At 65.8% G+C, this 21079-nt stretch carries 16 protein-coding genes; 8 read left to right on the plus strand and 8 right to left on the minus strand.

Annotation, left to right across the window (positions count from 1 at the left end; genetic code table 11):
• Positions 1–55: 55 nt before the first annotated feature.
• Entirely contained in the window at positions 56–2290 is a 2235-nt protein-coding gene (locus ACYRGX_RS20915) for a TonB-dependent receptor (RefSeq protein WP_473054341.1), read from the minus strand.
• A gap of 123 nt (positions 2291–2413) precedes the next feature.
• Here ACYRGX_RS20915 and ACYRGX_RS20920 point away from each other — a divergent pair, with 123 nt between their 5' ends.
• Positions 2414–3094, plus strand: a complete 681-nt coding sequence (locus ACYRGX_RS20920; protein WP_473054342.1) for a Fe2+-dependent dioxygenase — start codon at positions 2414–2416, stop codon at positions 3092–3094.
• A 1-nt stretch (position 3095) separates the two neighbouring features.
• Positions 3096–3896 (plus strand): tetratricopeptide repeat protein, encoded by an 801-nt coding sequence (locus tag ACYRGX_RS20925; RefSeq protein WP_473054343.1) that lies wholly within the window; start codon positions 3096–3098, stop codon positions 3894–3896.
• Positions 3897–3948: 52 nt separating this feature from the next.
• Here the strand turns inward: ACYRGX_RS20925 and ACYRGX_RS20930 are convergent, their stop codons facing one another.
• From ACYRGX_RS20930 to ACYRGX_RS20955, 6 genes are all read right to left on the minus strand, one after another.
• The gene (locus tag ACYRGX_RS20930; RefSeq protein WP_473054344.1) at positions 3949–5112 is read right to left on the minus strand and encodes a type III PLP-dependent enzyme; all 1164 of its coding nucleotides are present in this window, start codon (positions 5110–5112) and stop codon (positions 3949–3951) included.
• A 353-nt stretch (positions 5113–5465) separates the two neighbouring features.
• A complete protein-coding gene (locus tag ACYRGX_RS20935; RefSeq protein ID WP_473054345.1) occupies positions 5466–6896 on the minus strand; it encodes an MFS transporter in 1431 nt (476 codons plus the stop codon).
• Between the two features lie 171 nt (positions 6897–7067).
• Positions 7068–7520: a ribosomal protein S18-alanine N-acetyltransferase gene (gene rimI / locus ACYRGX_RS20940; RefSeq protein ID WP_473054346.1), complete on the minus strand. Its 453-nt coding sequence runs from the start codon at positions 7518–7520 to the stop codon at positions 7068–7070.
• Positions 7521–7530: 10 nt separating this feature from the next.
• A complete protein-coding gene (locus tag ACYRGX_RS20945) occupies positions 7531–8349 on the minus strand; it encodes an energy transducer TonB (protein ID WP_473054347.1) in 819 nt (272 codons plus the stop codon).
• 104 nt (positions 8350–8453) lie between these two features.
• A complete protein-coding gene (locus ACYRGX_RS20950) occupies positions 8454–9698 on the minus strand; it encodes a saccharopine dehydrogenase family protein (protein WP_473054348.1) in 1245 nt (414 codons plus the stop codon).
• A gap of 26 nt (positions 9699–9724) precedes the next feature.
• Complete coding sequence (locus ACYRGX_RS20955; protein ID WP_473054349.1) at positions 9725–10822, minus strand: carboxynorspermidine decarboxylase; 1098 nt, start codon at positions 10820–10822, stop codon at positions 9725–9727.
• Between the two features lie 228 nt (positions 10823–11050).
• Here ACYRGX_RS20955 and mksB point away from each other — a divergent pair, with 228 nt between their 5' ends.
• From mksB to ACYRGX_RS20975, 4 genes are all read left to right on the plus strand, one after another.
• On the plus strand, positions 11051–12292 hold the full coding sequence (mksB, locus tag ACYRGX_RS20960; RefSeq protein ID WP_473054350.1) for an Mks condensin complex protein MksB: 1242 nt from the start codon (positions 11051–11053) through the stop codon (positions 12290–12292).
• Between the two features lie 66 nt (positions 12293–12358).
• Entirely contained in the window at positions 12359–13051 is a 693-nt protein-coding gene (gene mksE / locus ACYRGX_RS20965) for an Mks condensin complex protein MksE (RefSeq protein ID WP_473054351.1), read from the plus strand.
• Entirely contained in the window at positions 13048–15885 is a 2838-nt protein-coding gene (gene mksF / locus ACYRGX_RS20970; protein ID WP_473054352.1) for an Mks condensin complex protein MksF, read from the plus strand. Before mksE ends, mksF begins: the two co-directional genes overlap by 4 nt.
• 71 nt (positions 15886–15956) lie before the next feature.
• The gene (locus tag ACYRGX_RS20975; RefSeq protein WP_473054353.1) at positions 15957–16937 is read left to right on the plus strand and encodes a DUF72 domain-containing protein; all 981 of its coding nucleotides are present in this window, start codon (positions 15957–15959) and stop codon (positions 16935–16937) included.
• Here the strand turns inward: ACYRGX_RS20975 and ACYRGX_RS20980 are convergent.
• Entirely contained in the window at positions 16934–17701 is a 768-nt protein-coding gene (locus ACYRGX_RS20980; RefSeq protein ID WP_473054354.1) for a YdcF family protein, read from the minus strand. The genes ACYRGX_RS20975 and ACYRGX_RS20980 overlap by 4 nt on opposite strands.
• 110 nt (positions 17702–17811) lie before the next feature.
• Here ACYRGX_RS20980 and leuS point away from each other — a divergent pair, with 110 nt between their 5' ends.
• The gene (leuS, locus tag ACYRGX_RS20985; RefSeq protein ID WP_473056748.1) at positions 17812–20424 is read left to right on the plus strand and encodes a leucine--tRNA ligase; all 2613 of its coding nucleotides are present in this window, start codon (positions 17812–17814) and stop codon (positions 20422–20424) included.
• A 42-nt stretch (positions 20425–20466) separates the two neighbouring features.
• On the plus strand, positions 20467–21072 hold the full coding sequence (locus tag ACYRGX_RS20990) for an LPS-assembly lipoprotein LptE (protein ID WP_473054355.1): 606 nt from the start codon (positions 20467–20469) through the stop codon (positions 21070–21072).
• Positions 21073–21079: the final 7 nt, after the last annotated feature.

Consider the following 21079-nt stretch of genomic DNA (forward strand, 5'->3'; position numbering starts at 1 on the left):
GCGCGAGCGCGCCGAAGCCCCGGCGCAGGCTACGCCGGGGCTTCGTTGATCCGCCTCAGAAGTGGAAGTTGGTCGACAGCAGCGCGGTGCGCCCAGGCGCCACGTGGGCGTAATGGGTGCTGTAGACCTGGTCGAAGTAGCGCTTGTCGGTGAGGTTCTGCAGGTTCAACTGCACGTCCAGGTGCTTGCTGACAACGTACTTGACCATCGCGTCATAGCGCCAGTAATCGGGTACCTCGACGCTGTTCGCCGTGTTGCCATAGCGCGAGTCGACATAGTTGGCGCCGCCACCGACGGTCAGACGTGGCAACAGTTGGTAGGTGCTCCAGAAGCTGAAAGTATTGCGTGCGGCGTTGGGCACCTGGTTGCCGTCGGTGGCGCCAGCGGCAGTACCCGAGCCGCCGCCGTCGACGATCTCGCTGTCGAGGTACGTGTAGTTGGCGAACACGCTCCACTTGTCGGTGAGCTTGCCGGAGGCGCCCAGTTCGAAGCCGTCCACCCTCGTCTCGCCGACGTTCTGCGTGGTGCCGTCGCTATCGGTGACCCGCGCGTTGGTCTTCTCGGTGCGGAACACCGCGGCGTTGAGCGCCAAGCGCTCGTCGAAGAGATCCCACTTGGTGCCGATCTCGTAGCTGCGGTTGCGTTCCGGCTCGAGGATCGCGGTGGCGTCGGAGAGGCCGTCGGCACCCTCGCCGCCCGTTTCTCCGGGCGGGTTGCTGGAAGTCGACCAGGCAACGTAGACGCTCCCGTTGGGCAAGGGGTTGTAGACCAGACCGGCCTGGTAGTTCCAGAAATGGCTCTTGCTCTCGCGCTTGAAGTCACCCGCCACGGAGCCTCGCCCGCCGGTACTGTAACCACTCGCCTGCGTGTCATAGTCGTCGTAGCGCAGGCCCAGGTTCAGCGACCACTGTTCGTTGAACTTGAGCGTGTCGAAGACATAGCCCGCCAGGGTATCGGTGTCCGTATCGGTGTAGGCCAGGCTGCGCGTCACGTTGCCGGTCCAGGCAGCGTCCGGATTCGGATTCTCCAGGCTGGTGCAATCGCCGGATGCCAGCAGATCCGGAGTACAGACCCGGCCAGTCAGCCCGGTAGCCATGTTGACGTTATAGCCGTGGTTGTGGGTACCGACCTTGCTCATCTCGATGCCGGTGACCAGGCTGTGCTCGATGAAGCCGGTGACGAAGCGCGCCTTCAGGTCGGATTGGTTGATCCAGCCGTCGTTGACGCTGTTGCGGTTCTTGCTGGAGCGATACACCGTGCCGTTGACCACGTTGCCGGCGCTGTCGTCGGGGTTGGTGACGATGTAGTCCAGGGTGGTGCGCACCACGCGGAAGCTGTTGGACACGGTGACCGCGTCGTTCAGATCGTGCTCCAGGCTGAAGGTGCCGGTATCGGTGCTGCTCTTGCGGAAGTCCCGGCTCTTCAGCCCGTAGAAGTTGTCCTTGTCCACGCTCGCCGGGCGGCGTACGCCATCGGCGTCGGCGTTGGTATTGAGCGGGATGCCATAGTCCGGCATGTCGTCGCTTTCGAGATGGTAGTAGGACAGCGTGGCCCGGGTCGGCGTGTCGAAGCCGAAGGTAATGGTCGGCGCCACGCCCCAGCGCGAGACATCGACACCGTCGCGGCCTGCGACATTGGCGTCGTGCTTCATCAGGTTGACGCGCGCGGCGATCTCGTCGGTGAGCTTGCGGTTCACGTCCAGGGTGTAGCGACGCGTCTGGTCGGAACCAAAGGTGAAGCCGCCGTCGATGAAGTCGCGCCGTTGTGCGGTCTTGCTGATCAGGTTCAGGCTGCCACCGGTGGAGCCCGCGCCGGTATAGGCCGAGCCCGGCCCCTTGCTGACCTCCACCTGTTCGAGGTTGAAGACCTCGCGGGTCTGCATGGCGATGTCGCGCATGCCATCGACGAAGGTGTCGCTCTCGGCATTGAAGCCGCGAATGATCGGTCGGTCACCGGCGGGGTTACCGCCCTCCCCCGCGCCAAAGGTGATACCCGAGACGGTGCGCAGCGCATCGACCAGGTTCAGCGAGCCGCTGTCGCGCAAGACCTGCTGATTGATCACCGTGACAGTCTTGGGTGTCTCGCGCAACGGTGCGGTGTACTTCTTCGAGGCCGATTCCTCGACCTTGTAGTCCGCCGCGCTATCCACCACCTCGGTGGAGTCCAGGGTCAGCGGTTCGTCCGCGCGCGGCGACTGCGCATAGGCGTGGCCACCCACGGCGGTGAAGGCCACCCCAATGGCCGAAGCCAGGATTTTTTGCGTCGATGACTCGATCTGTTGTTGCGACATTGTGTCCCCTCCCAAAGGAAGGCGAGAATTTATTTCAGCACAGAAACACTTTCAATTGATATTTGTTCTCAAACGATAAAAAATCTCGCTGCTATCCGTCTGGTCTTTTGCGCGAGAAACCCCATGCTCATCCGCATCCCCCAACTGTTCGACGCCGACGAGGTCGAACGCATACGCAGCGCTCTGGAACGGGCCAATTGGCTCGATGGCCGTGTCACCGCCGGCTACCAGTCGGCCCAGGCCAAGCACAATGGCCAACTGGCCGAGGACGATCCGCTGGCGAGGGAAATCGCCGAGGCGATGCTGCAGCGCCTGTGGAACCATCCGCTGTTCGTCTCCGCTGCGCTGCCGAACAAGGTCTACCCACCCCTGTTCAACCGTTATGCGCCGGGCGAGGACTTCGGTCTGCACGTGGACAACGCCATTCGCGCGGTGCGCGGCAGCGCTGAACGCGTGCGCACCGACGTCTCCACCACGCTGTTCTTCAGCGACCCGGCCGACTACGACGGTGGCGAGCTGATCATCCAGGACACCTATGGCGTGCAGCAGGTGAAGTTCGCCGCCGGCGATGCGGTGCTCTACCCGTCCACCAGCCTGCACCGGGTGGCGCCGGTGACCCGCGGCACGCGCTATGCCTCGTTCTTCTGGAGCCAGAGCCTGGTGCGCGACGACGGCCAGCGCACCCTGCTCTACGAAATGGACCAGTCCATCCAGCAGTTGACCGCCGATCATCCCGGGCACCCCTCGCTGGTGGCCCTCACCGGCAGCTATCACAACCTGCTGCGCCGCTGGGCGGAGGTCTGAGATGGCCTGGCTGCTGCGTCGCGAAGAGCTGGAGGGCGCCGAGGCCGAACGCCTGTTCACCGAACAGCCCGTGCGCGCGGCACGGGCGATCCTCGCCGAGGCCGAACATGGCAACGCCGAGGCCCGCGTGCTGCTGGGACAGATCCTGCTGGAAGGCCGCGGTATCCAGGCCGATCCGGCACTGGCGGTGAGCTGGTTCGAGATCGCCGCCGCCGAGGGGCAGCCCATGGCCCACAACATGCTCGGGCGCTGCCTGGAACATGGCCGCGGCACCGCCGTCGACCTGTCGCGCGCGGCGCAGCACTATCGCCAAGCCGCTGCCGCCGGACTCGACTGGGGCTGCTACAACCTCGCCAACCTGCTCGCCACCGGGCGTGGCGTGGCACGCGACGAACTCGCCGCCCTCGCCCTCTACCGCCAGGCCGCGGAGGCTGGGCATGCCAAGTCGATGAACCTGCTGGGACGGTATCTGGAGGACGGCCGTATCGTTCCCCGCGACCTGCGCGCGGCACACTCCTGGTACCGACGCTCCGCCGAGGCCGGCGACTTCCGCGGGCAGTTCAGCCACGCCTGCGTGCTTGCCGAGTCAGGTGAGGTGGAGGAGGCCGTGGCCTGGCTCGCACGCGCCTGCGCGGCCGGCAACCTCAACTTCCTGCGCGTGGCCCGCGAACAACTGCGCAACGCCCGACACACCGAGCTGCGCGACTGTGCGCCAGCCTACTTCAGGCGCGCCGCCGAACTCGGCGACGCCAGCGACCGCCAGGCGCTGGCACGGGTGACAGCCAGCCCGTGCCCCGCCTGAACGCAAAGACGCCCAGGCCGGCAGCAGCCGACCTGGGCGTCTTCATCGTGCGTCAGAGGTAGAAGGACTTCAGCGGCGGGAAGCCGTTGAACTCGATCGCGCTGTAGCTGGTGGTGTAGGCACCGGTGGAGAACCAGAACAGACGGTCACCGCTGGAGAGGTTCAGCGGCAGGCCGTACTTGTAGTTCTCGTACATGATGTCGGCGCTGTCGCAGGTCGGACCGGCGATCACCACCTCCTCCATCTCGCCCTTCTTCTCGGTCCAGATGGGGAACTTGATCGCCTCGTCCATGGTTTCGATCAGACCGGAGAACTTGCCCACGTCGGTGAAGACCCAGCGCTCGACGGCGGTACGCGACTTGCGCGAGACCAGCACCACTTCGCTGACCAGGATGCCGGCGTTGGCGATCAGCGAACGACCCGGTTCGAGGATGATCTCCGGCAGCTCGTCGCCGAAGTCGTCCTTGAGGAAGCGGATGATTTCCTCGGCATAGGTCTGCAGGCTGTTGGTCTTGGCGATGTAGTTGGCCGGGAAGCCACCACCCATGTTGATCATCTGCAGGGTGATGCCGTCTTCTTCCTTGAGCCGCTCGAAGATGACCTTGACCTTGGCGATGGCGGCGTCCCAGACGTCGATGTCGCGCTGCTGGCTACCGACGTGGAAGGACACGCCGTAGGGCACCAGGCCCAGCTGCTTGGCGAGAATCAGCAGGTCCAGGGCCATGTCCGGCTGGCAACCGAACTTGCGCGACAGCGGCCAGTCCGCCGAGGTCGAACCCTCGGTGAGAATGCGCACGTAGACCTTGGCGCCCGGAGCCGCCTTGGCGATGTTGCGCAGGTCGGCCTCGGAGTCGGTGGCGAACATGCGCACGCCCTTCTCGTAGAAGTAGCGGATGTCCCGCGCCTTCTTGATGGTGTTGCCGTAGCTGATGCGTTCCGGGCCCACACCAGTGGCCATCACCTTGTCCAGCTCGTAGATCGAGGCGATGTCGAAGTTCGAACCCTTGTCGCGCAGCAACTCGGTGATCTCGGTGGCCGGGTTGGCCTTCACCGCGTAGTACACCTTGGCGAACGGGAAGCAGGCGGCCAGCTCGTCGTAGGCCTGGGCGATGATTTGCCGGTCGATGACGACGAAGGGCGTTTCCTGGGTGTCGGCGAAGGCCTTCATCTTCTGGAAGGTTTCGCGCGGGTAGTAGTCTTCGATATTCACGGACATGCCGGACTCCATGGGCGGAACAGTAACGGAATGGACAAGTGGTGGGCCCGGCGGTGCGATACGCCGGATGAACGACCGATCAGTTTCCCCACTTTGGTTCGCCTACTTCCCAAGGCTTGTCGCCGATGACCCCCGCTGCGGGGAGCCTCTCGTCGTCAGTACTTGAGCCGAATGGATCGTTTCCAGCATGGCCGTTCGGGCGCGAACTTTAGGACCATGAACTTCGTATATCAACCGCAAATGAACATTGATGGACAGTTTTTTTCGTGCGTTGAGAATCTTCAACGAAACGTCAGGAATGCTGCACGAAAAGTAGGCTGGACAGGCCCCTTGCAGGCCTGTCCACAGGCGCATCAGTGATTGATGCGCTCGAGGGCCAGGCCCTGGGTCCGCGGACCGAACACACCGATGGTGAACATCACCACCAGCATGCTGATGACGATGAAGACCACCACGCCCGGGGTACCGAAACTCTCCAGGAAGATGCCGATGATCACGCTGCTGAACACCGTGGACAGGCGGCTGAAGGAGTAGCAGAAGCCCACCGCGCGGGCGCGGATGTGGGTGGGGAACAGCTCGGTCTGGTAGCCATGGTAGCTGTAGGTCAGCCAGGCGTTGCTGAAGGTCACCATGATGCCGCAGAAGGTCAGCCACAGCGGGTTGCTCTGGAAGGCGAACAGGGTGCCGAAGATCACCGTGCCCAGCGCCGAGCAGACGATCTGCCACTTGTTCTCGAAGCGGCTGGTGACCTTCATGCAGAACAACGAGCCCAGCGGGTAGGCCAGGGTGATGACGAAGGCGTAGCCCAGGCTGTGGGTAACGCTCACGCCCTGCCCGGAGATCAGCTTGGGCAGCCAGTTGCCGAAACCGAAGAAGCCGATTGCCTGGAAGATGTTGAACACCACCAGCATCAACGTGCGCTTGCGGTAGGTGGCGCTCCAGATGTCGGCGAAGCGCCCTTCCGGCTGCACGGCGAACGACTCGATCTGCGCCTCCGGCAGCGCCCGACCAGTCTGCGCCGCGACCTTCGCCTCGATCGGTCGCAGCACCGCGTCGGCTTCCTCGTAACGGCCCTGCTGGGCGAGCCAGCGCGGCGACTCCGGCAAGCGCTGGCGCAACCACCAGACGAACAGCGCGAACACCGCGCTGAAGAACACCACCCAGCGCCAGCCGGATACGCCGAACGGCGCCTGCGGCACCAGCCACCAGGAAAGCAGCGCCACCACCGGCACCGAGGAGAACATGATGAAGAAGCCGAAGGCGAAGGCCTTGCTGCGCATGTTCTTGGGGATGATCTCGGACAGGTAGGTGTCGATGGTCACCAGCTCGACACCCAGCCCGATGCCCACCAGGAAGCGCATCAGGATCACCCCGATGGCGCTGCTCTGCAGGCCCATCAGCACGGTGCACAGCGTGTAGCCGATCAGCGCGAAAACGAACACGTTGCGTCGACCGAAGCGATCCGCATAGGGCGTCAGCAGGCTGGCGCCGATGAACAGACCGAGGAAGGTCGCGGCGGCGAAGGAGGCCTGGTCGGAGATGCCAAAAACGCCGGCGCCGCCGGTGGCGAAGATGCCGTCGGCGACCAGCCCAGGGCTGATGTAGGCGGTCTGAAACAGATCATAGAGTTCGAAGAAACCACCGATGGACAGCAACGCCACCAGCAGCCAGAGACTGCGGCTTTCCGGCAGGCGGTCGATACGGGCGGAGATTTCGGCGGCACGTGAGGGATCGGAGAGCGGAACGGCGGGTACATCCGCGCCCAGTGAAGCAGCGTGAGACATCGACAGGCATCCTGGTTTCATTGTCGGCATAGGCTACGCGCCCGGGCCTGCGGATGGATTGCCAATTCCCCGAGATATCGAAACAAATCGAAATAAAATCTCGCCATGCCCAGGCATGTCGCCATTTTCTTGCTGCAGCGCCGTTTCAGGGGCTCCGCTGCCGTGACAGGTTCAATCCACCAGCGTACAGGCCATCACCAGTGCATCCTCCCGGCCACGGACGGCGGGATAGTAGTCGCGGCGGCGCCCGATCTCGTTGAAGCCATAGCTCTCGTAGAGCCGATAGGCCGGTTCGTTGGAGGCGCGCAGTTCGAGGAAGCACTCGCGGGCATTGCGCAGGCTCGCCTGGCGCATCAGGTGCTCGAGCAACGCACGCCCCAGGCCACGGCCCTGGCACTGCGGATCGACGGTGATGTTCAGCAGGTGGGCCTCGTCGAGGATCAGGTTGATCACGCCATGTCCGACTTGACGTTCACCCTCGAACATCATCCAGCACTCGTAGCTCTTCACCGCGTCGAAGAAGATGCCACGGGTCCAGGGATGGCTGAAGGCGGCGTTCTCGATGGTCATCACGCGGTCGAGATCCGCCTCGGTCATCGGGCGGAACTGCAAAGGGGCACTCATGCGAACGGGATCACTCGGCAAGGTCGTCGGGGTTCGCCGGGGCCTGCCAGCGACGCATCACCCGTCCCATCGCGTGCCACAGCTCGCGCTTGAGTCCGGGGTCTTCCATGAGCTGCTCCAGGCCGGGCAGCGCCCAGGCGCTGCAGAGTCCCTCGAGGGAGACTTCCTGCAGCTGCCGCTGATCATCCAGCTCGCCGCAATGGCGCATCGCCGGAGCGCCGACCAGCCACAGGCAGGCGGCGGTCTGCTGCTCCAGTTGCGCGGCGATCAGCCCCTGCAAGTAGTCGCGGGCGGCCGCCGGTCCCTGGTCGAGACTGCCACCGGCGAACAGCGGCCAGCGCACCGGCTCGGCGATGATCTGCGGGCTGTCCGGCAGACCGGCGGCGCGCAGCAGGTCCTTGAGCAGCAGGTAGGCCGGGTCCCGGCGCTGCAGCGCTTCGCCGGTGGGCAGTTCGACCAGCAGCAGGCAGTTGCCGGCACGCATCAGTTGCAGCGAGAAGCGCGGCGGCGGCTCCGGCGCGGGCACCGGTGCCTCAGGCTCAGCTTCGGCGACGGGCGCCGCAGGCGTCACGGACGCGGCAGGCTTCGGCCGCAGGATTTCCGCGGGCGTCGGGCGCACGCTGGGGGCGCTGCTCGGTGCCGGCGTGGCCACGGGCGCGACGGCGGCAGCGATAGCCGCGGCAGGCGCCGTGTTCACCGGTGCGGGCGGCTCGGGATCGAGCAGTAGCTCGACGCGCGAGGGCGCGGCGAACGGCAGTTCCGTGCGCGGCAGCCAGACCGCCACTTGCATGGCGTCCAGATAGGCTCGGCGACGGAGTTCGGCGTTCAACGGGGGATGTCCTGCGCGACGAAGGAAAAATCAGCGGGGGATTGTCGCGTGAAACGCAGCCGGCGGGTAGTCCCCAGGCAGGGAGCCCGCCGGCCTCCAGCGGCTTACGCCGGCTGGTTCCAGGGGCGATCGCCCTGGGCGTCCTTGATGCGGGTGGGCAGGCCCATGCCGTCGAGCAGCTCGAGGAACGGCTCGGCCGGCAGTTGCTCCACGTTGACCATTCGCCGTGCATCCCACTGACCGCGCGCAACCAGCAGGGCGGCGGCGACCGGCGGCACGCCGGCGGTGTAGGAGATGCCCTGGCTGTCGGTCTCGGCGAAGGCGTCCTCGTGGTCGGCGACGTTGTAGATGAACAGCTCGCTGGGCTTGCCGTCCTTCTCGCCTTTGACCAGATCGCCGATGCAGGTCTTGCCGGTGTAGCCGGGCGCCAGCGAGGCGGGATCGGGCAGCACGGCCTTGACCACCTTGAGCGGCACCACTTCCAGGCCCTCGGCGGTCTTCACCGGTTGCTCGGAGAGCAGGCCGAGGTTCTTCAGCACGGTGAAGACGTTGATGTAGTGGTCGCCGAAGCTCATCCAGAAACGCACGTTGGGCACGTCCAGGTGCTTGGACAGCGAGTGCACTTCGTCATGCCCGGTCAGGTAGAGGTTCTGCTCGCCGACCACCGGCAGGTCGTCGGTGCGCTTGACCTCGAACATGCGGTTACTGGTCCACTGGCTGTTCTGCCAGCTGTAGACGGTGCCGGTGAACTCCCGGAAATTGATCTCCGGGTCGAAATTGGTCGCGAAGTACTTGCCGTGGGAACCGGCGTTGACGTCGAGGATGTCGATCGACTCGATCGTGTCGAAATACTTCTGCTGGGCGAGGGCCGCGTAGGCGTTGACCACGCCCGGGTCGAAGCCGACGCCGAGGATCGCGGTGATGCCCTTCTCCTGGCATTCGGCCAGGTGCTTCCACTCGTAGTTGCCGTACCACGGCGGGGTTTCGCAAATCTTCTGCGGGTCCTCGTGGATGGCCGTATCCAGGTAGGCCACGCCGCTGTCGATGCAGGCGCGCAGCACGGACATGTTGAGGAACGCCGAGCCGACGTTGATGACGATCTGCGATTCGGTCTCGTGGATCAGGGCCTTGGTCGCTTCCACGTCCAGAGCGTTCAGTGCGTGGGCGGTCAGCTCACCGGGCTGCTTGAGGCTGCCCTTGGCCCGCACGCTGTCGATGATGGCCTGACATTTGGAGATGTTGCGCGACGCGACGGCAATACGACCGAGTTCGTCGTTGTGCTGCGCGCACTTGTGGGCCACCACCTTGGCGACACCTCCTGCACCAATGATAAGGACGTTCTTCTTCAATTCTATGCTTCCTCGCTTGCCAGTCTTCAGGAGAGGCTGGATCGATAGTCTTCGTAGGCGAATTCGCGAACCAGCTCGACGCTGCCATCGAGTTGTTTCACGGCGATGGACGGCATTTTCAGGCCGTTGAACCAGTTTTTCTTGACCATGGTGTAACCCGCTGCGTCGATGAACGACAGCCGATCGCCGATGGCCAGCGGACGATCGAATTGGAACTCGCCGAAGATATCGCCAGCCAGGCATGACTTGCCGCACACCATCACCGTGTGCTCGCCGTCGCTGGCCGCCATCTTCGCGTTGAGGCGGTAGATCAGCAGATCGAGCATGTGCGCCTCGATCGAGCTGTCCACCACCGCCAGGTTCTTGCCGTTGAACAGCGTGTCGAGCACCGTCACTTCCAGCGACGCGCTCTGGGTGATCGCCGCCTCGCCGGGCTCCAGGTAGACCTGCACGCCGTATTTTTCGGAGAAGGCTTTCAGACGCGCGCAGAAGGCGTCGATCGGGTAGCCCTCGCCGGTGAAGTGAATGCCGCCGCCCAGGCTGACCCACTGGACTTTTTCCAGCAGATGGCCAAAACGTTCCTCGATGCGCCCGAGCATCTCGTCGAACAGCTCGAAGCGGCCGTTCTCGCAGTTGTTATGGAACATGAAGCCGGAAATCTGCCCGATCACCGCTTCGATCTTCGCGGGGTCCGCCTCGCCCAGGCGGCTGAACGGCCGTGCCGGGTCGGCCAGCAGGTAGTCGGAGCTGCTCACCTGCGGGTTGACGCGCAGGCCGCGGGTGGTGCCGGAGGTGGCGTCGGCGAAGCGCTCGAGCTGGCCGATGGAGTTGAAGATGATCTTGTCGCAGTTGGCGAGCATCTCTTCGATCTCGTCGTCGGCCCAGGCCACGCTGTAGGCGTGGGTCTCCCCGGCGAACTTCTCGCGGCCGAGCTTGAGCTCGTAGAGCGAGCTGGAAGTGGTGCCGTCCATGTACTGCTGCATCAGGTCGAACACCGACCAGGTGGCGAAGCACTTGAGCGCCAGCAGCGCCTTGGCCCCGGAGTGCTCGCGTACGTAGGCGATCTTCTCCAGGTTCACCAGCAGCTTCTGTTTGTCGATGAGGTAGTACGGCGTCTTGATCATCTGGTAGCTCTGCGAGTTCGACCGGCGCGGCGTTGCGGCCCCGGCAATGAAACGGACGCGAATTGTGCCGATACATGGCAAGGATCGAAAGACCACTGGCGATTTTTTCGCCATCGCCTGCGCCATGAAAGCAGCATCCGATGAAAAGGGCGTGACGATCGGCCAGCATCGCCTAGTGCGCCCGGCGTCAGTACAATCGAGCCTTTTTGCAAGGGTGCGTCCGCCGCGATGATCGATCCCAAGCGCGTATTGCGCGCGCTCGCCGAACACTGGGCCCTGCTCGAACCGCTCTGCGAGCGCTTCGACGCCGGCACCCTGAGCCTGGGCGAACTGCGCGCCCAACTGGCCGGCCAATTGCCCGAAGGCACGCCCACCGACATCACCGCCCTGCTCGACCAATGGATCAAGCTGGACATCCTGGTGCCGGTGGCAAAGAGCCCCAACCGCTTCGAGCTCAACGCGCAGATCCACGACTTCCTCGCCTACCTGCGCCGTGAGCATCGCCTCGGCCTGTGCCTGGAGATCGAGGCCTACCTGCGCCATCTGGAGCGCCTCGCCGGGCACATCCAGGATGCCTTCGAGATCCGTGACGGCCAGGACCTGGCGCGCCAGTTGCGTCTGCTCGACATGCGCGTGCGCGACGTATTGAAGAAGCTCGACAACGACGAGCAGGCGCTGGTCGCGGTGGCCGAGCGGGCGAAGACCCAGGACCGGCAGATCCCCCTGCGCCAGCGCTATGCCGAGGTGCTCGCCACCTGGGACGAGTACGTCGAGCCGATGATCCAGCTGGTCGCCGCCGACGGTGCCTTCGAGCTGGGCGTGCGCCGCGTCGAGCAGGTGCTGCTCAAGCTGCTCGGCGAGCAGGCACGCCTGGGCCAACTGGTCGACGACGACCTGCTGCTGCGCACTCACGCACGCATCCTGGAGATGCAGACCAACGCCCAGCTGACCCTGCGCCGCGCCCGCGAACTGCTGCTGCCGCTGCGCGAGGAAGCGCGCCGGCACAACGCGATCACCCGGGGCGCCGCGCTGGCCCTGGCGAGCATCCGCAAGAAAGGTCTGGACGCCGTGCCGCAGGCGGCGCTGCCGCTGTTCAGCCGGCCGCAGAGCACCTTCCTCGGCAGCGCCAGCCAGGTCGAAGCGTACGTCTATGCGCTGGCGCGCTTCGAGGCCAAGCCGAGCCGCTTCCCCAGCGCCACGACCAAGCGCGTCGGCGGCAAGACGCCGTCGCCACGCACCGCGCGGGAAATGCTCGAACGCTGCGAACAGGCGCTGCCGCTGCCGGACCTGATGAGCTGGCTGCTGGAGCAGGAACCCGAGGGCGCCACCGACGAACTGCTCTACTGGTTCTCGCGCCTGTCGCGGGACAGCCGCTTCCAGCGCGAACGCCTGGAGCGCCGCGAGTACCTGACCCAGCAGCACCGCGTCAGCCTCGCCTCCTACGCCCTGGTGGGCCCGCCGGATGCCTAAGTACGCCGCGCCGCACCCCGAATCCTGGGCCTCCTCGCCCCTTTTGCATGCCACGCGAGTGACCGCATGAACATCGATCTCAAGGAAATGACCCAGCTCGCGCCGATCTTTCGCGAGCTGTTCAAGGGCTACCACGTCAGCCGCCGCGACGCCGAGCTCTACGCCCAATTGTCCAACCTGCAGGATGCCTATCGCGCGCTGTTCAAGGCGCTGGGCTTCGAACTGGTGTGCGACCCGCGCGGCTTCTATTACTTCGTCCCCGAGCAGATGGGCGCACAGGTGAACAAGACCGCCCAGCGCCTGGCGCTGTTCACCTTCATCCTCGTCGAACACCTGGCCGACCAGGGCCGCGACCCGCTCGCCGTACTCGACGGCGGCAGCCTTGGCCGCGACGAGTTGCCGGCACTGCTCGACAAGTACAAGGAGCTGTTCCAGCAGGCCGAAGTGGACAGCGCCGAGGACCTGGAAGAGAAGGTCATGCGCCGCTTGCTGCAACTGGGCTTTGCCGCCGAGGACAACGGCAACTACCGCTTCCAGCCGCCGATGCATCGCTTCCTCGACGTCTGCCTGTCGGTACAGCAGGACCGCGACCTGGCCGCCACCCTGCACGCCGACCTGCCGCTGCCCACACCGCAGTTGGCCGGTGACGACGAGGACGAAGAGCCCATCGTCACCCTGGCGCTGGACGACGCCGAGGAAGACGACGAGGAAGCCGCCCTGGCCCGCGCCATCGCCGAAGAACGGGAGCACGACGCATGAGTACCGAACGCTACGGCATCCGCCGCTTCGCCCTGCTCAACACGGCCGGCTACAGCCTCGGCATCTTCCCCCTGGAAACGCCGCTGTCAGTCTACGGCGCGAACAACCTGGGCAAGTCGGCGTCGATCAACGCATTGCAGTTCCCGATCCTTGCGCGCATGTCGGACATGGCCTTCGGCAAGTACAGCCTGGAGCAGTCGCGCAAGTTCTACTTCGCCACCGACACCAGCTACATCCTCGTCGAACTGATGCTGCCCCACGGCCCGCACGTCATCGGCGTCGCCGGACGCGGCCCAGGCGGCGGCTTCGGCCACCAGTTCTTCGCCTACCAGGGCAGCCTGGACCTGGCCCACTACCAGCAGGACGGTACCTGCCTGCGCCTGCGCGAGCTATTCAAGAACCTCGGCCAGGCCGGCATCGTCGCCCACGAGGTGAAGCCCGAGGAACTGCGCCGCCTGCTGGTCGGCGGGCACACCTCGATTCCCCTGGACCTGACGCTGATCCCGCTGCGCTCCACCAGCGAGCAGAGCCTGAAGACCTTCCGCGCGCTGTTCATCAACCTGCTGCACATGCGCGAGATCACCGCCGCCAAGCTCAAGCAGCTGTTCTTGGACGCCTTCGAGCACAGCCTGCGCTCGGGCAGCGTCGACTACATCGCCGCCACCGAGGAAGCCTTCCGCGACGTGCGCCGCATGGAGCAGGACTACCAGGCGCTGGTCGCCGCCGGTCCGCTGGTCGAGGCGCTGGCCGCCGGCGTGGCCCAGCGCGAGGTGCAGCGCGGCAAGCTGCACCGCCTCTCGCCGCTGCTCGACAGCCTGCTCGGCACCTGGCACGACTACGCCGATGCGCGCAAAGAAGAACTGGTGATCCAGGCCGAGCACTACCAGCGCGAGCAGGACGGCCTGCAGGACGGCCAGCGCAATGGCACCCGCGAGCTGATGCGTCTGGAGCGCGAGGTCAGCGAGCTGCAACGCTGGCTCGGCGAACTGGCCGCGCTGAAGACCCGCTTCGCCCTGATCGAGGATGCCAAGGTCCTGGAAGAGCAGTTGCTCGCCGCCAAGGACGCCCATGACGAACTCGCCGGCGCCCTGGCGCAATCGCGGCAGTTCTCCAGCGAAGACCTGGACGAGCGCGTGCGTGACCTGGAGAAACGCCTGAAGTCGGTGAAGCAGCAGCTCGACCACGCCGACAACAACAGCTACTCGCGGCTGCGCGAAGAGTTCAGCCAGCAGGACGTCGACCGCCTGATGCGCCTGTTCAACGGCGCGCTGTTCAGCCTGCCGCTGGGCGACAAGGGCGTGACCCTGGATGAGGACGGCCACTGGGTCGGCGCCGTCGAGAAGATCCTCGACGCCTTCAAGGGCGAGCGCTTCGAAGTGCCCGGACTCTCCATCGACCTCTCCCACATCGAACCGCCGGCGCTCCAGGCGCTGGCCGACCGCGCCGCCCTGCGCGACCAGCGCGACCGCCTGGAGCGCGAACTCAAGCAACTGCGTACGCAGCAGGAGGTGGCCGCGGACAAGGCCGCCAGCAAGGCCCGCGCCGAGGCGCTGTACCAGGCCGTGCTGGATGCGCAGAAGGCCCTGGAGGACTTCCGCAGGAGCCAGACCCTGGCCGCCGAGGAACCCGCCAAGCTCGAAGCCCTGGCCCAGGCCGAAGCCGCCCAGGACGAGTTGCGCCGCGCCGGCGATGCCTTCACCGAGCGCGTGCAGCAGATATCCGCCAAGCTGCAACTGGTCGGCCGTCAATTGGCCGACCTGGAAGCCAAGGAGCGCACCCTGCAGGATGCCCTGCGCCGCCGCCAACTGCTGCCCGCCGACCTGCCCTTCGGCACGCCGTGGATGGAGCCGGTGGACGACTCGCTGGACAACCTGCTGCCGCTACTCAATGACTACCAGGACAGTTGGCAGGCGCTGCAGCGGGTGGACGGCCAGATCGAGGCGCTGTACGCCCAGGTGCGCCTCAAGGGCGTGGCCAAGTTCGACAGCGAGGAAGACACCGAGCGCCGCCTGCAACTGCTGATCAACGCCTATGCGCACCGCCAGGACGAGGCACTGACCCTGGCCAAGGCACGCCGCGCGGCGGTCACCGACATCGCCCGCACGCTACGCAACATTCGCAACGACTACGACAGCCTCGAGCACCAGTTGGCGCTGTTCAACCGCGAGATCAACAAGCGCCAGGTGTCGAACCTGGCGAGCTTCCGCATCGTCCTGGCACCGAACAAGGAAGCGCTCAAGCACATCGACCAGATCATCCACAGCGCCGGCCAGTACGAGGAAGGCGAGACCCTCTCGGTGTTCGACCTGACGCAGACCGCCGAGCAGGACGCGAAGAACGAGCAGGCCAAGGACTATCTGTCGCGCCTGGTCGCCGCCAACGGCAACCAGCTGGGCCTCAAGGACCTGTTCGAGCTGGCCTTCGAGATCACCAAGGTCAACGGCGCGCCGGTGATCCACACCGACATCGACGGCGCCGCCTCCAACGGCACCACCATGACCATCAAGGCGCTGACCAACATGTACCTGTTGCTGCACCTGATGGATCGCGAGCAGGCCGGCAAGATTCGCCTGCCGTATTACCTGGACGAGGCCGCGGACATCGACGAGCGCAACCAGCAGGCGCTGATCGAGACCAGCCAGCAGTTGGGCTTCACGCCGATCCTCGCCTCGGTGAAACCGCAGGTATCGGCGGAGGTGGCGATCGACCTGGAAGGTGGCAGCGGACCGAACGGCATCTACATCGACGAAGCCGACTGGAAGTTCATCCGTCGCCGCGACGACCCGCAGACGCCCGTCGCAGCGAGCGAGGACCGCGAGGCCAGCGACGCCTGACATCGGCGCGGAGGAACCGGGCTCGCCAGCGGACAGTCGACCAGGCAATCACGACTGTCCGGGGGCGCAGCATGTCCGCTCAGATACGCATCGGTATTTCCGGCTGGCGCTACCCGCCCTGGCGCGGGGTGTTCTACCCCGAGCGCCTGCGCCAGGCGGACGAGTTGCACTACGCCTCGCGCGCGGTGGGCAGCATCGAGATCAATGGCTCGTTCTATTCGCTGCAGCGGCCGTCCAGCTGGCGCAACTGGTACGCGCAGACGCCGGATGACTTCGTCTTCGCGGTGAAGGCGCCGCGCTTCATCACCCATGTGCGGCGCCTGCAGGATATCGAGGCACCGCTGGCCAACTTTCTCGCCTCTGGCGTGCTGCGCCTGGGCGACAAGCTTGGCCCGCTGCTCTGGCAACTGCCGCCGAGCCTGCGCTTCGACGAGCAGGTTCTCGCCGACTTTCTCCAACGCCTGCCCCACGACAGCGACCGCGCCCGCCACCTGGCCCGCGGCCACGAGCCACGCATGCAGGGCCGCGTCGACCTCGGCGACCATGAAACCCGGCCGCTGCGTCATGCGCTGGAGGTGCGCCACCACAGCTTCGTCGAGCGCACCTTCGTCGACCTGCTGCGCGAGCACGGGGTGGCCCTGGTGGTCGCCGATACGGCCGGCAAGTGGCCGCTGCTGGAAGACGTCACCGCCGACTTCGTCTATCTGCGTCTGCACGGAGAGGAAGAGCTCTACGCCAGTGGCTACAGCGACGCCGCGCTGGACGATTGGGCGCGACGCATGCGCGCCTGGGTCAGCGGTGGCCAGGTGGAGGACGCGCGCCTGGCGGTGCAACGCCAGCCACCGCGGCGCAAGCACCGCGACCTGTACTGTTATTTCGACAATGACATCAAGGTCAAGGCACCCTTCGATGCTGGCAAACTCGCCGCACGCCTGAAACTATCCGGGCCGCCGACGGGACTGGCCGAGCAAGCGGACGAAGCGGACCGGCTGATCGCCGAGCAAGGCAAGGCCCAACGCAATCCGTCCAAGCCACGCAGAACCGCTCGCTAGGAGCGATAAAGCCAGGGATAGAGCGCCTGCCCCAGCAGTTCGTTGAGCAGCACGCTGCCCTGCCACAGCGCCTGCATCTCCGGCAGCACGCCGCCCCAGGGCCGCGCGTGGGGTACGCCGAGGTAGCCGAAGGGTGCGCTGACCACCTCCAGTCCCTGCTGCTCGAAGCACCAGCGCGCCCGCGGCATGTGCCAGGCCTGGGTCACCAGGACCACCCGCTGGATGCCCGCCGCCCGCAGCACCTCGGCGCTGAACACCGCGTTTTCCCAGGTGGTGCGGCTGCGTTCCTCACGCCAGCGCACCGGGACGCCGTAGTCGCGCTGGAGGGTGTCGGCCATGATCCGCGCCTCGCTCGGCGGCTCGCCGTAGTGCAGGCCGCCGCTGGTCAGCAACGGAAGGCCCGACGCCCGCGCCAGGCGCGCCGCGTAGCGCACGCGATCCTGGGCGAACAGCCCCGGCTGATCGACGCCGCCCCAACCCGGATCGCCACGCTGGCGCCCGGCGCCGAGCACCACGATGACTTCCGCCCGCCGGGACAGCGTCGGCCACTGCGCCTCGGCCAGCGGCGGCTCGGTTTCGATCAGCCGGCCCAGTCGCTCGACCATCAACGGCGCGCTCAGGCCCCACAACCCCAGGCCAGCCAGCAGCACACAGCCTGCGGCCAGGCGCGGCGCACGGCGGCGCAGCCCCCAGGCCAACACCAACAACAGGACGAAGCCGCCCGGCGGCAACAGCAGCTGTTTGATCAGATAGCGCCAGGGCATCGCATCGCCTCTCGTCTCACCGTTCGTGCCCTCGCTCATGTATGCTACGGCGTTTTCCGAGGAGCCCGCCCGTGGCGCGCTCCCCCGCTCCTTATTTCAGCGTCCAAGCCATGCACGAACAGTATCAGCCCCGCGAAATCGAAGCCGCCGCACAGTCCTTCTGGGACGGCCAACAATCCTTCCAGGCCGTCATGCAGCCCGGCAAGGAAAAGTTCTACTGCCTGTCGATGTTCCCCTACCCCAGCGGCAAGCTGCACATGGGGCACGTGCGCAACTACACCATCGGTGACGTGATCGCCCGCTACCAGCGCATGCAGGGCAAGAACGTGCTGCAGCCGATGGGCTGGGACGCCTTCGGCATGCCCGCCGAGAACGCGGCGATGAAGAACCAGGTGGCGCCCGCCAAGTGGACCTACGACAACATCGCCTACATGAAGACCCAGCTCAAATCGCTGGGCCTGGCGATCGACTGGTCCCGCGAAGTCACCACCTGCAAGCCGGACTACTACCGCTGGGAGCAGTGGCTGTTCACCCAGCTGTTCGAGAAAGGGATCATCTACCGCAAGAACGGCACGGTGAACTGGGACCCGGTGGACCAGACCGTACTGGCCAACGAGCAGGTCATCGACGGCCGCGGCTGGCGTTCCGGCGCGCTGATCGAGAAGCGCGAAATCCCCATGTACTACTTCCGCATCACCGCCTATGCGGAAGAGCTGCTGTCCTCGCTGGACGAGCTGCCGGGCTGGCCCGAGCAGGTCAAGACCATGCAGCGCAACTGGATCGGCAAGAGCTTCGGCGCCGACATCGTGTTCGACTATGACGTCGACAGCATCGGCATCGAAGGCCAGCTGAAGGTCTACTCGACCCGCCCCGACACCCTGATGGGCGCCACCTACGTGGCCGTAGCCGCCGAGCACCCGCTGGCCCAGCGCGCCGCCGAGAGCAACGCCGAGCTCGCCGCCTTCATCGCTGAATGCAAGGCCGGTTCCGTGGCCGAGGCCGACATGGCCACCATGGAGAAGAAGGGTGTCGCCACCGGGCAGTTCGTCATCCATCCGCTGACCGGCGACAGGCTGCCGGTGTTCGTCGCCAACTACGTCCTCTGGGGCTACGGCGAGGGCGCGGTGATGGCGGTGCCGGCGCATGACGAACGCGACTTCGAGTTCGCCAACAAGTACGGCCTGCCGATCGTTCAGGTCTACACCGGCGAAGGCAAGGACTACGACGCCGCCAACTGGCAAGCCTGGTACGGCGACAAGGACGGCCTGACCACCCTCAACTCCGGCAAATACGACGGCAAGACCTACGGCGACGCCTTCGACGCCATCGTCGCGGACCTGGAAGCCAGCGCCCACGGTGCCCGCAAGACCCAGTTCCGCCTGCGCGACTGGGGCATCAGCCGCCAGCGCTACTGGGGCTGCCCGATCCCGATCATCCACTGCGACAGCTGCGGCGACGTGCCGGTCCCGGCCGAGCAACTGCCGGTGGTGCTGCCCGAGGACGTGGTGCCGGATGGCGCCGGCTCGCCGCTGGCGAGAATGCCCGAATTCTACGAATGCAGCTGCCCGAAATGCGGCGCGCCGGCCAAGCGCGAAACCGACACCATGGACACCTTCGTCGAATCGTCCTGGTACTTCGCCCGCTACGCCTGCCCGACGTTCGAGGGTGGCATGCTGAACAAGGCCGAGGCCGACTACTGGCTGCCCGTCGACCAATACATCGGCGGCATCGAACACGCCATCCTGCACCTGCTCTACGCACGCTTCTTCCACAAGCTGATGCGCGACGAAGGGCTGATCAGCTCCAGCGAGCCGTTCACCAACCTGCTGACCCAGGGCATGGTGGTCGCCGAGACCTACTACCGGACCACCGCCAACGGCGGCAAGGACTGGTTCAACCCCGCCGACGTGGAAGTCGAGCGTGACGCCAAGGCCAAGGTCATTGGCGCCAAGCTCAAGTCCGACGGCCTGCCGGTGGAAATCGGCGGCGTCGAGAAGATGTCCAAGTCGAAGAACAACGGCGTCGACCCGCAGGCGATGATCGACGCCTACGGCGCCGATACCTGCCGCCTGTTCATGATGTTCGCCTCGCCGCCGGACATGAGCCTGGAGTGGTCGGACTCCGGCGTCGAAGGCGCCAGCCGCTTCCTGCGTCGCGTCTGGCGCCTGGCGCAGAGCCACGTCAGCGCCGGCCTGCCGGCCGCCGCCGAGCTGTCGACCCTGAACGATGCGCAGAAGGCCGTGCGTCGCGCCATCCACCTGGCGATCAAGCAAGCCAGCGTGGATGTCGGTCAGAACCACAAGTTCAACACCGCCATCGCCCAGGTGATGACGCTGATGAACGTGCTGGAAAAGGCCCCGGCACAAACCGCTGTCGACCGCGCGCTGCTGCAGGAAGGTCTGGAAGCCGTGACTCTGCTGCTGGCACCGATCACTCCGCACATCTGCCACGAACTCTGGCAGCAACTGGGCCATGCCGGCGCGGTGATCGATGCCAACTGGCCGAGCGTCGACGAGCAGGCGCTGGTGCAGGACAGCCTGACCCTGGTCATCCAGGTCAACGGCAAGCTGCGCGGACAGATCGAAGTTCCCGCCGACGCCAGCCGCGAGGCCGTCGAGGCCGCCGCGCGCAGCAACGAGAACGTGCTGCGTTTCATCGATGGCCTGAGCATCCGCAAGGTCATCGTGGTGCCCGGCAAGCTGGTCAACATCGTCGCCAACTGATCCATGCCGGCGCTGGCGCCGGCCCATGCAAGGGAAAAACACATGCGCAAAAGCAACCTGCTGCCCCTCGCCCTCTGCCTGCTGCTGGGCGCCTGCGGCTTCCACCTGCGCGGTAGCCAGCAGGGCGAACTGCCCTTCGAGCGCCTGGACGTGCAGGCCCGCGACAGCTACGGCGAGACCGCCCGCCTGCTGCGCGAGCGCCTGCAGAGCCAGGGCGTCCAGGTGGGCGCTGGCGCCCCCTACCGCCTGCAACTGCGCGAGAAGCTCACCACCCGCAGCGTCAGCTACACCGGCTCGGCGCGTACCGCCGAGCGCGAGCTGAACACGCGCCTGGACTTCCGCCTGAGCGATTCGTCCAACCGCCTGCTGCTCGAAGACTCGGTCGAACAGGCACGCCTGTACACCCACGACAGCAGCAACATGGTCGCGTCCGACCGGGAGTACCAGGAATTGCTGGAAGAGAGCCGTAGCGACAGCGTGCAGCAATTGCTGACCCGCCTGCAGGCGCTCACCCCCGAGAGCCTAGCCGCCCTCGAAACCGAAGCGAAGGCCCGTGCCGAAGCCGAACAGCAGGCACTGGAACGCGCCCGTCGCGAACGCGAGGCGATGCCGCAACGCTCGCCGCTGCAGTTCCCCCAGGGCCAGTGACCGCTAC

Source organism: Pseudomonas sp. R4-15 (assembly GCF_055768815.1).

Coding starts and splice junctions, on each gene's coding strand:
- ACYRGX_RS20925 (WP_473054343.1), top strand. CDS start 3,096: ATGGCCTGGCTGCTGCGTCGCGAAGAGCTGGAGGGCGCCGAGGCCGAA.
- ACYRGX_RS20955 (WP_473054349.1), bottom strand. CDS start 10,822: ATGATCAAGACGCCGTACTACCTCATCGACAAACAGAAGCTGCTGGTG.
- ACYRGX_RS20930 (WP_473054344.1), bottom strand. CDS start 5,112: ATGTCCGTGAATATCGAAGACTACTACCCGCGCGAAACCTTCCAGAAG.
- ACYRGX_RS20920 (WP_473054342.1), top strand. CDS start 2,414: ATGCTCATCCGCATCCCCCAACTGTTCGACGCCGACGAGGTCGAACGC.
- mksF (WP_473054352.1), top strand. CDS start 13,048: ATGAGTACCGAACGCTACGGCATCCGCCGCTTCGCCCTGCTCAACACG.
- ACYRGX_RS20980 (WP_473054354.1), bottom strand. CDS start 17,701: ATGCCCTGGCGCTATCTGATCAAACAGCTGCTGTTGCCGCCGGGCGGC.
- mksE (WP_473054351.1), top strand. CDS start 12,359: ATGAACATCGATCTCAAGGAAATGACCCAGCTCGCGCCGATCTTTCGC.
- ACYRGX_RS20975 (WP_473054353.1), top strand. CDS start 15,957: ATGTCCGCTCAGATACGCATCGGTATTTCCGGCTGGCGCTACCCGCCC.
- rimI (WP_473054346.1), bottom strand. CDS start 7,520: ATGAGTGCCCCTTTGCAGTTCCGCCCGATGACCGAGGCGGATCTCGAC.
- ACYRGX_RS20990 (WP_473054355.1), top strand. CDS start 20,467: ATGCGCAAAAGCAACCTGCTGCCCCTCGCCCTCTGCCTGCTGCTGGGC.
- ACYRGX_RS20935 (WP_473054345.1), bottom strand. CDS start 6,896: ATGTCTCACGCTGCTTCACTGGGCGCGGATGTACCCGCCGTTCCGCTC.
- leuS (WP_473056748.1), top strand. CDS start 17,812: ATGCACGAACAGTATCAGCCCCGCGAAATCGAAGCCGCCGCACAGTCC.
- mksB (WP_473054350.1), top strand. CDS start 11,051: ATGATCGATCCCAAGCGCGTATTGCGCGCGCTCGCCGAACACTGGGCC.
- ACYRGX_RS20915 (WP_473054341.1), bottom strand. CDS start 2,290: ATGTCGCAACAACAGATCGAGTCATCGACGCAAAAAATCCTGGCTTCG.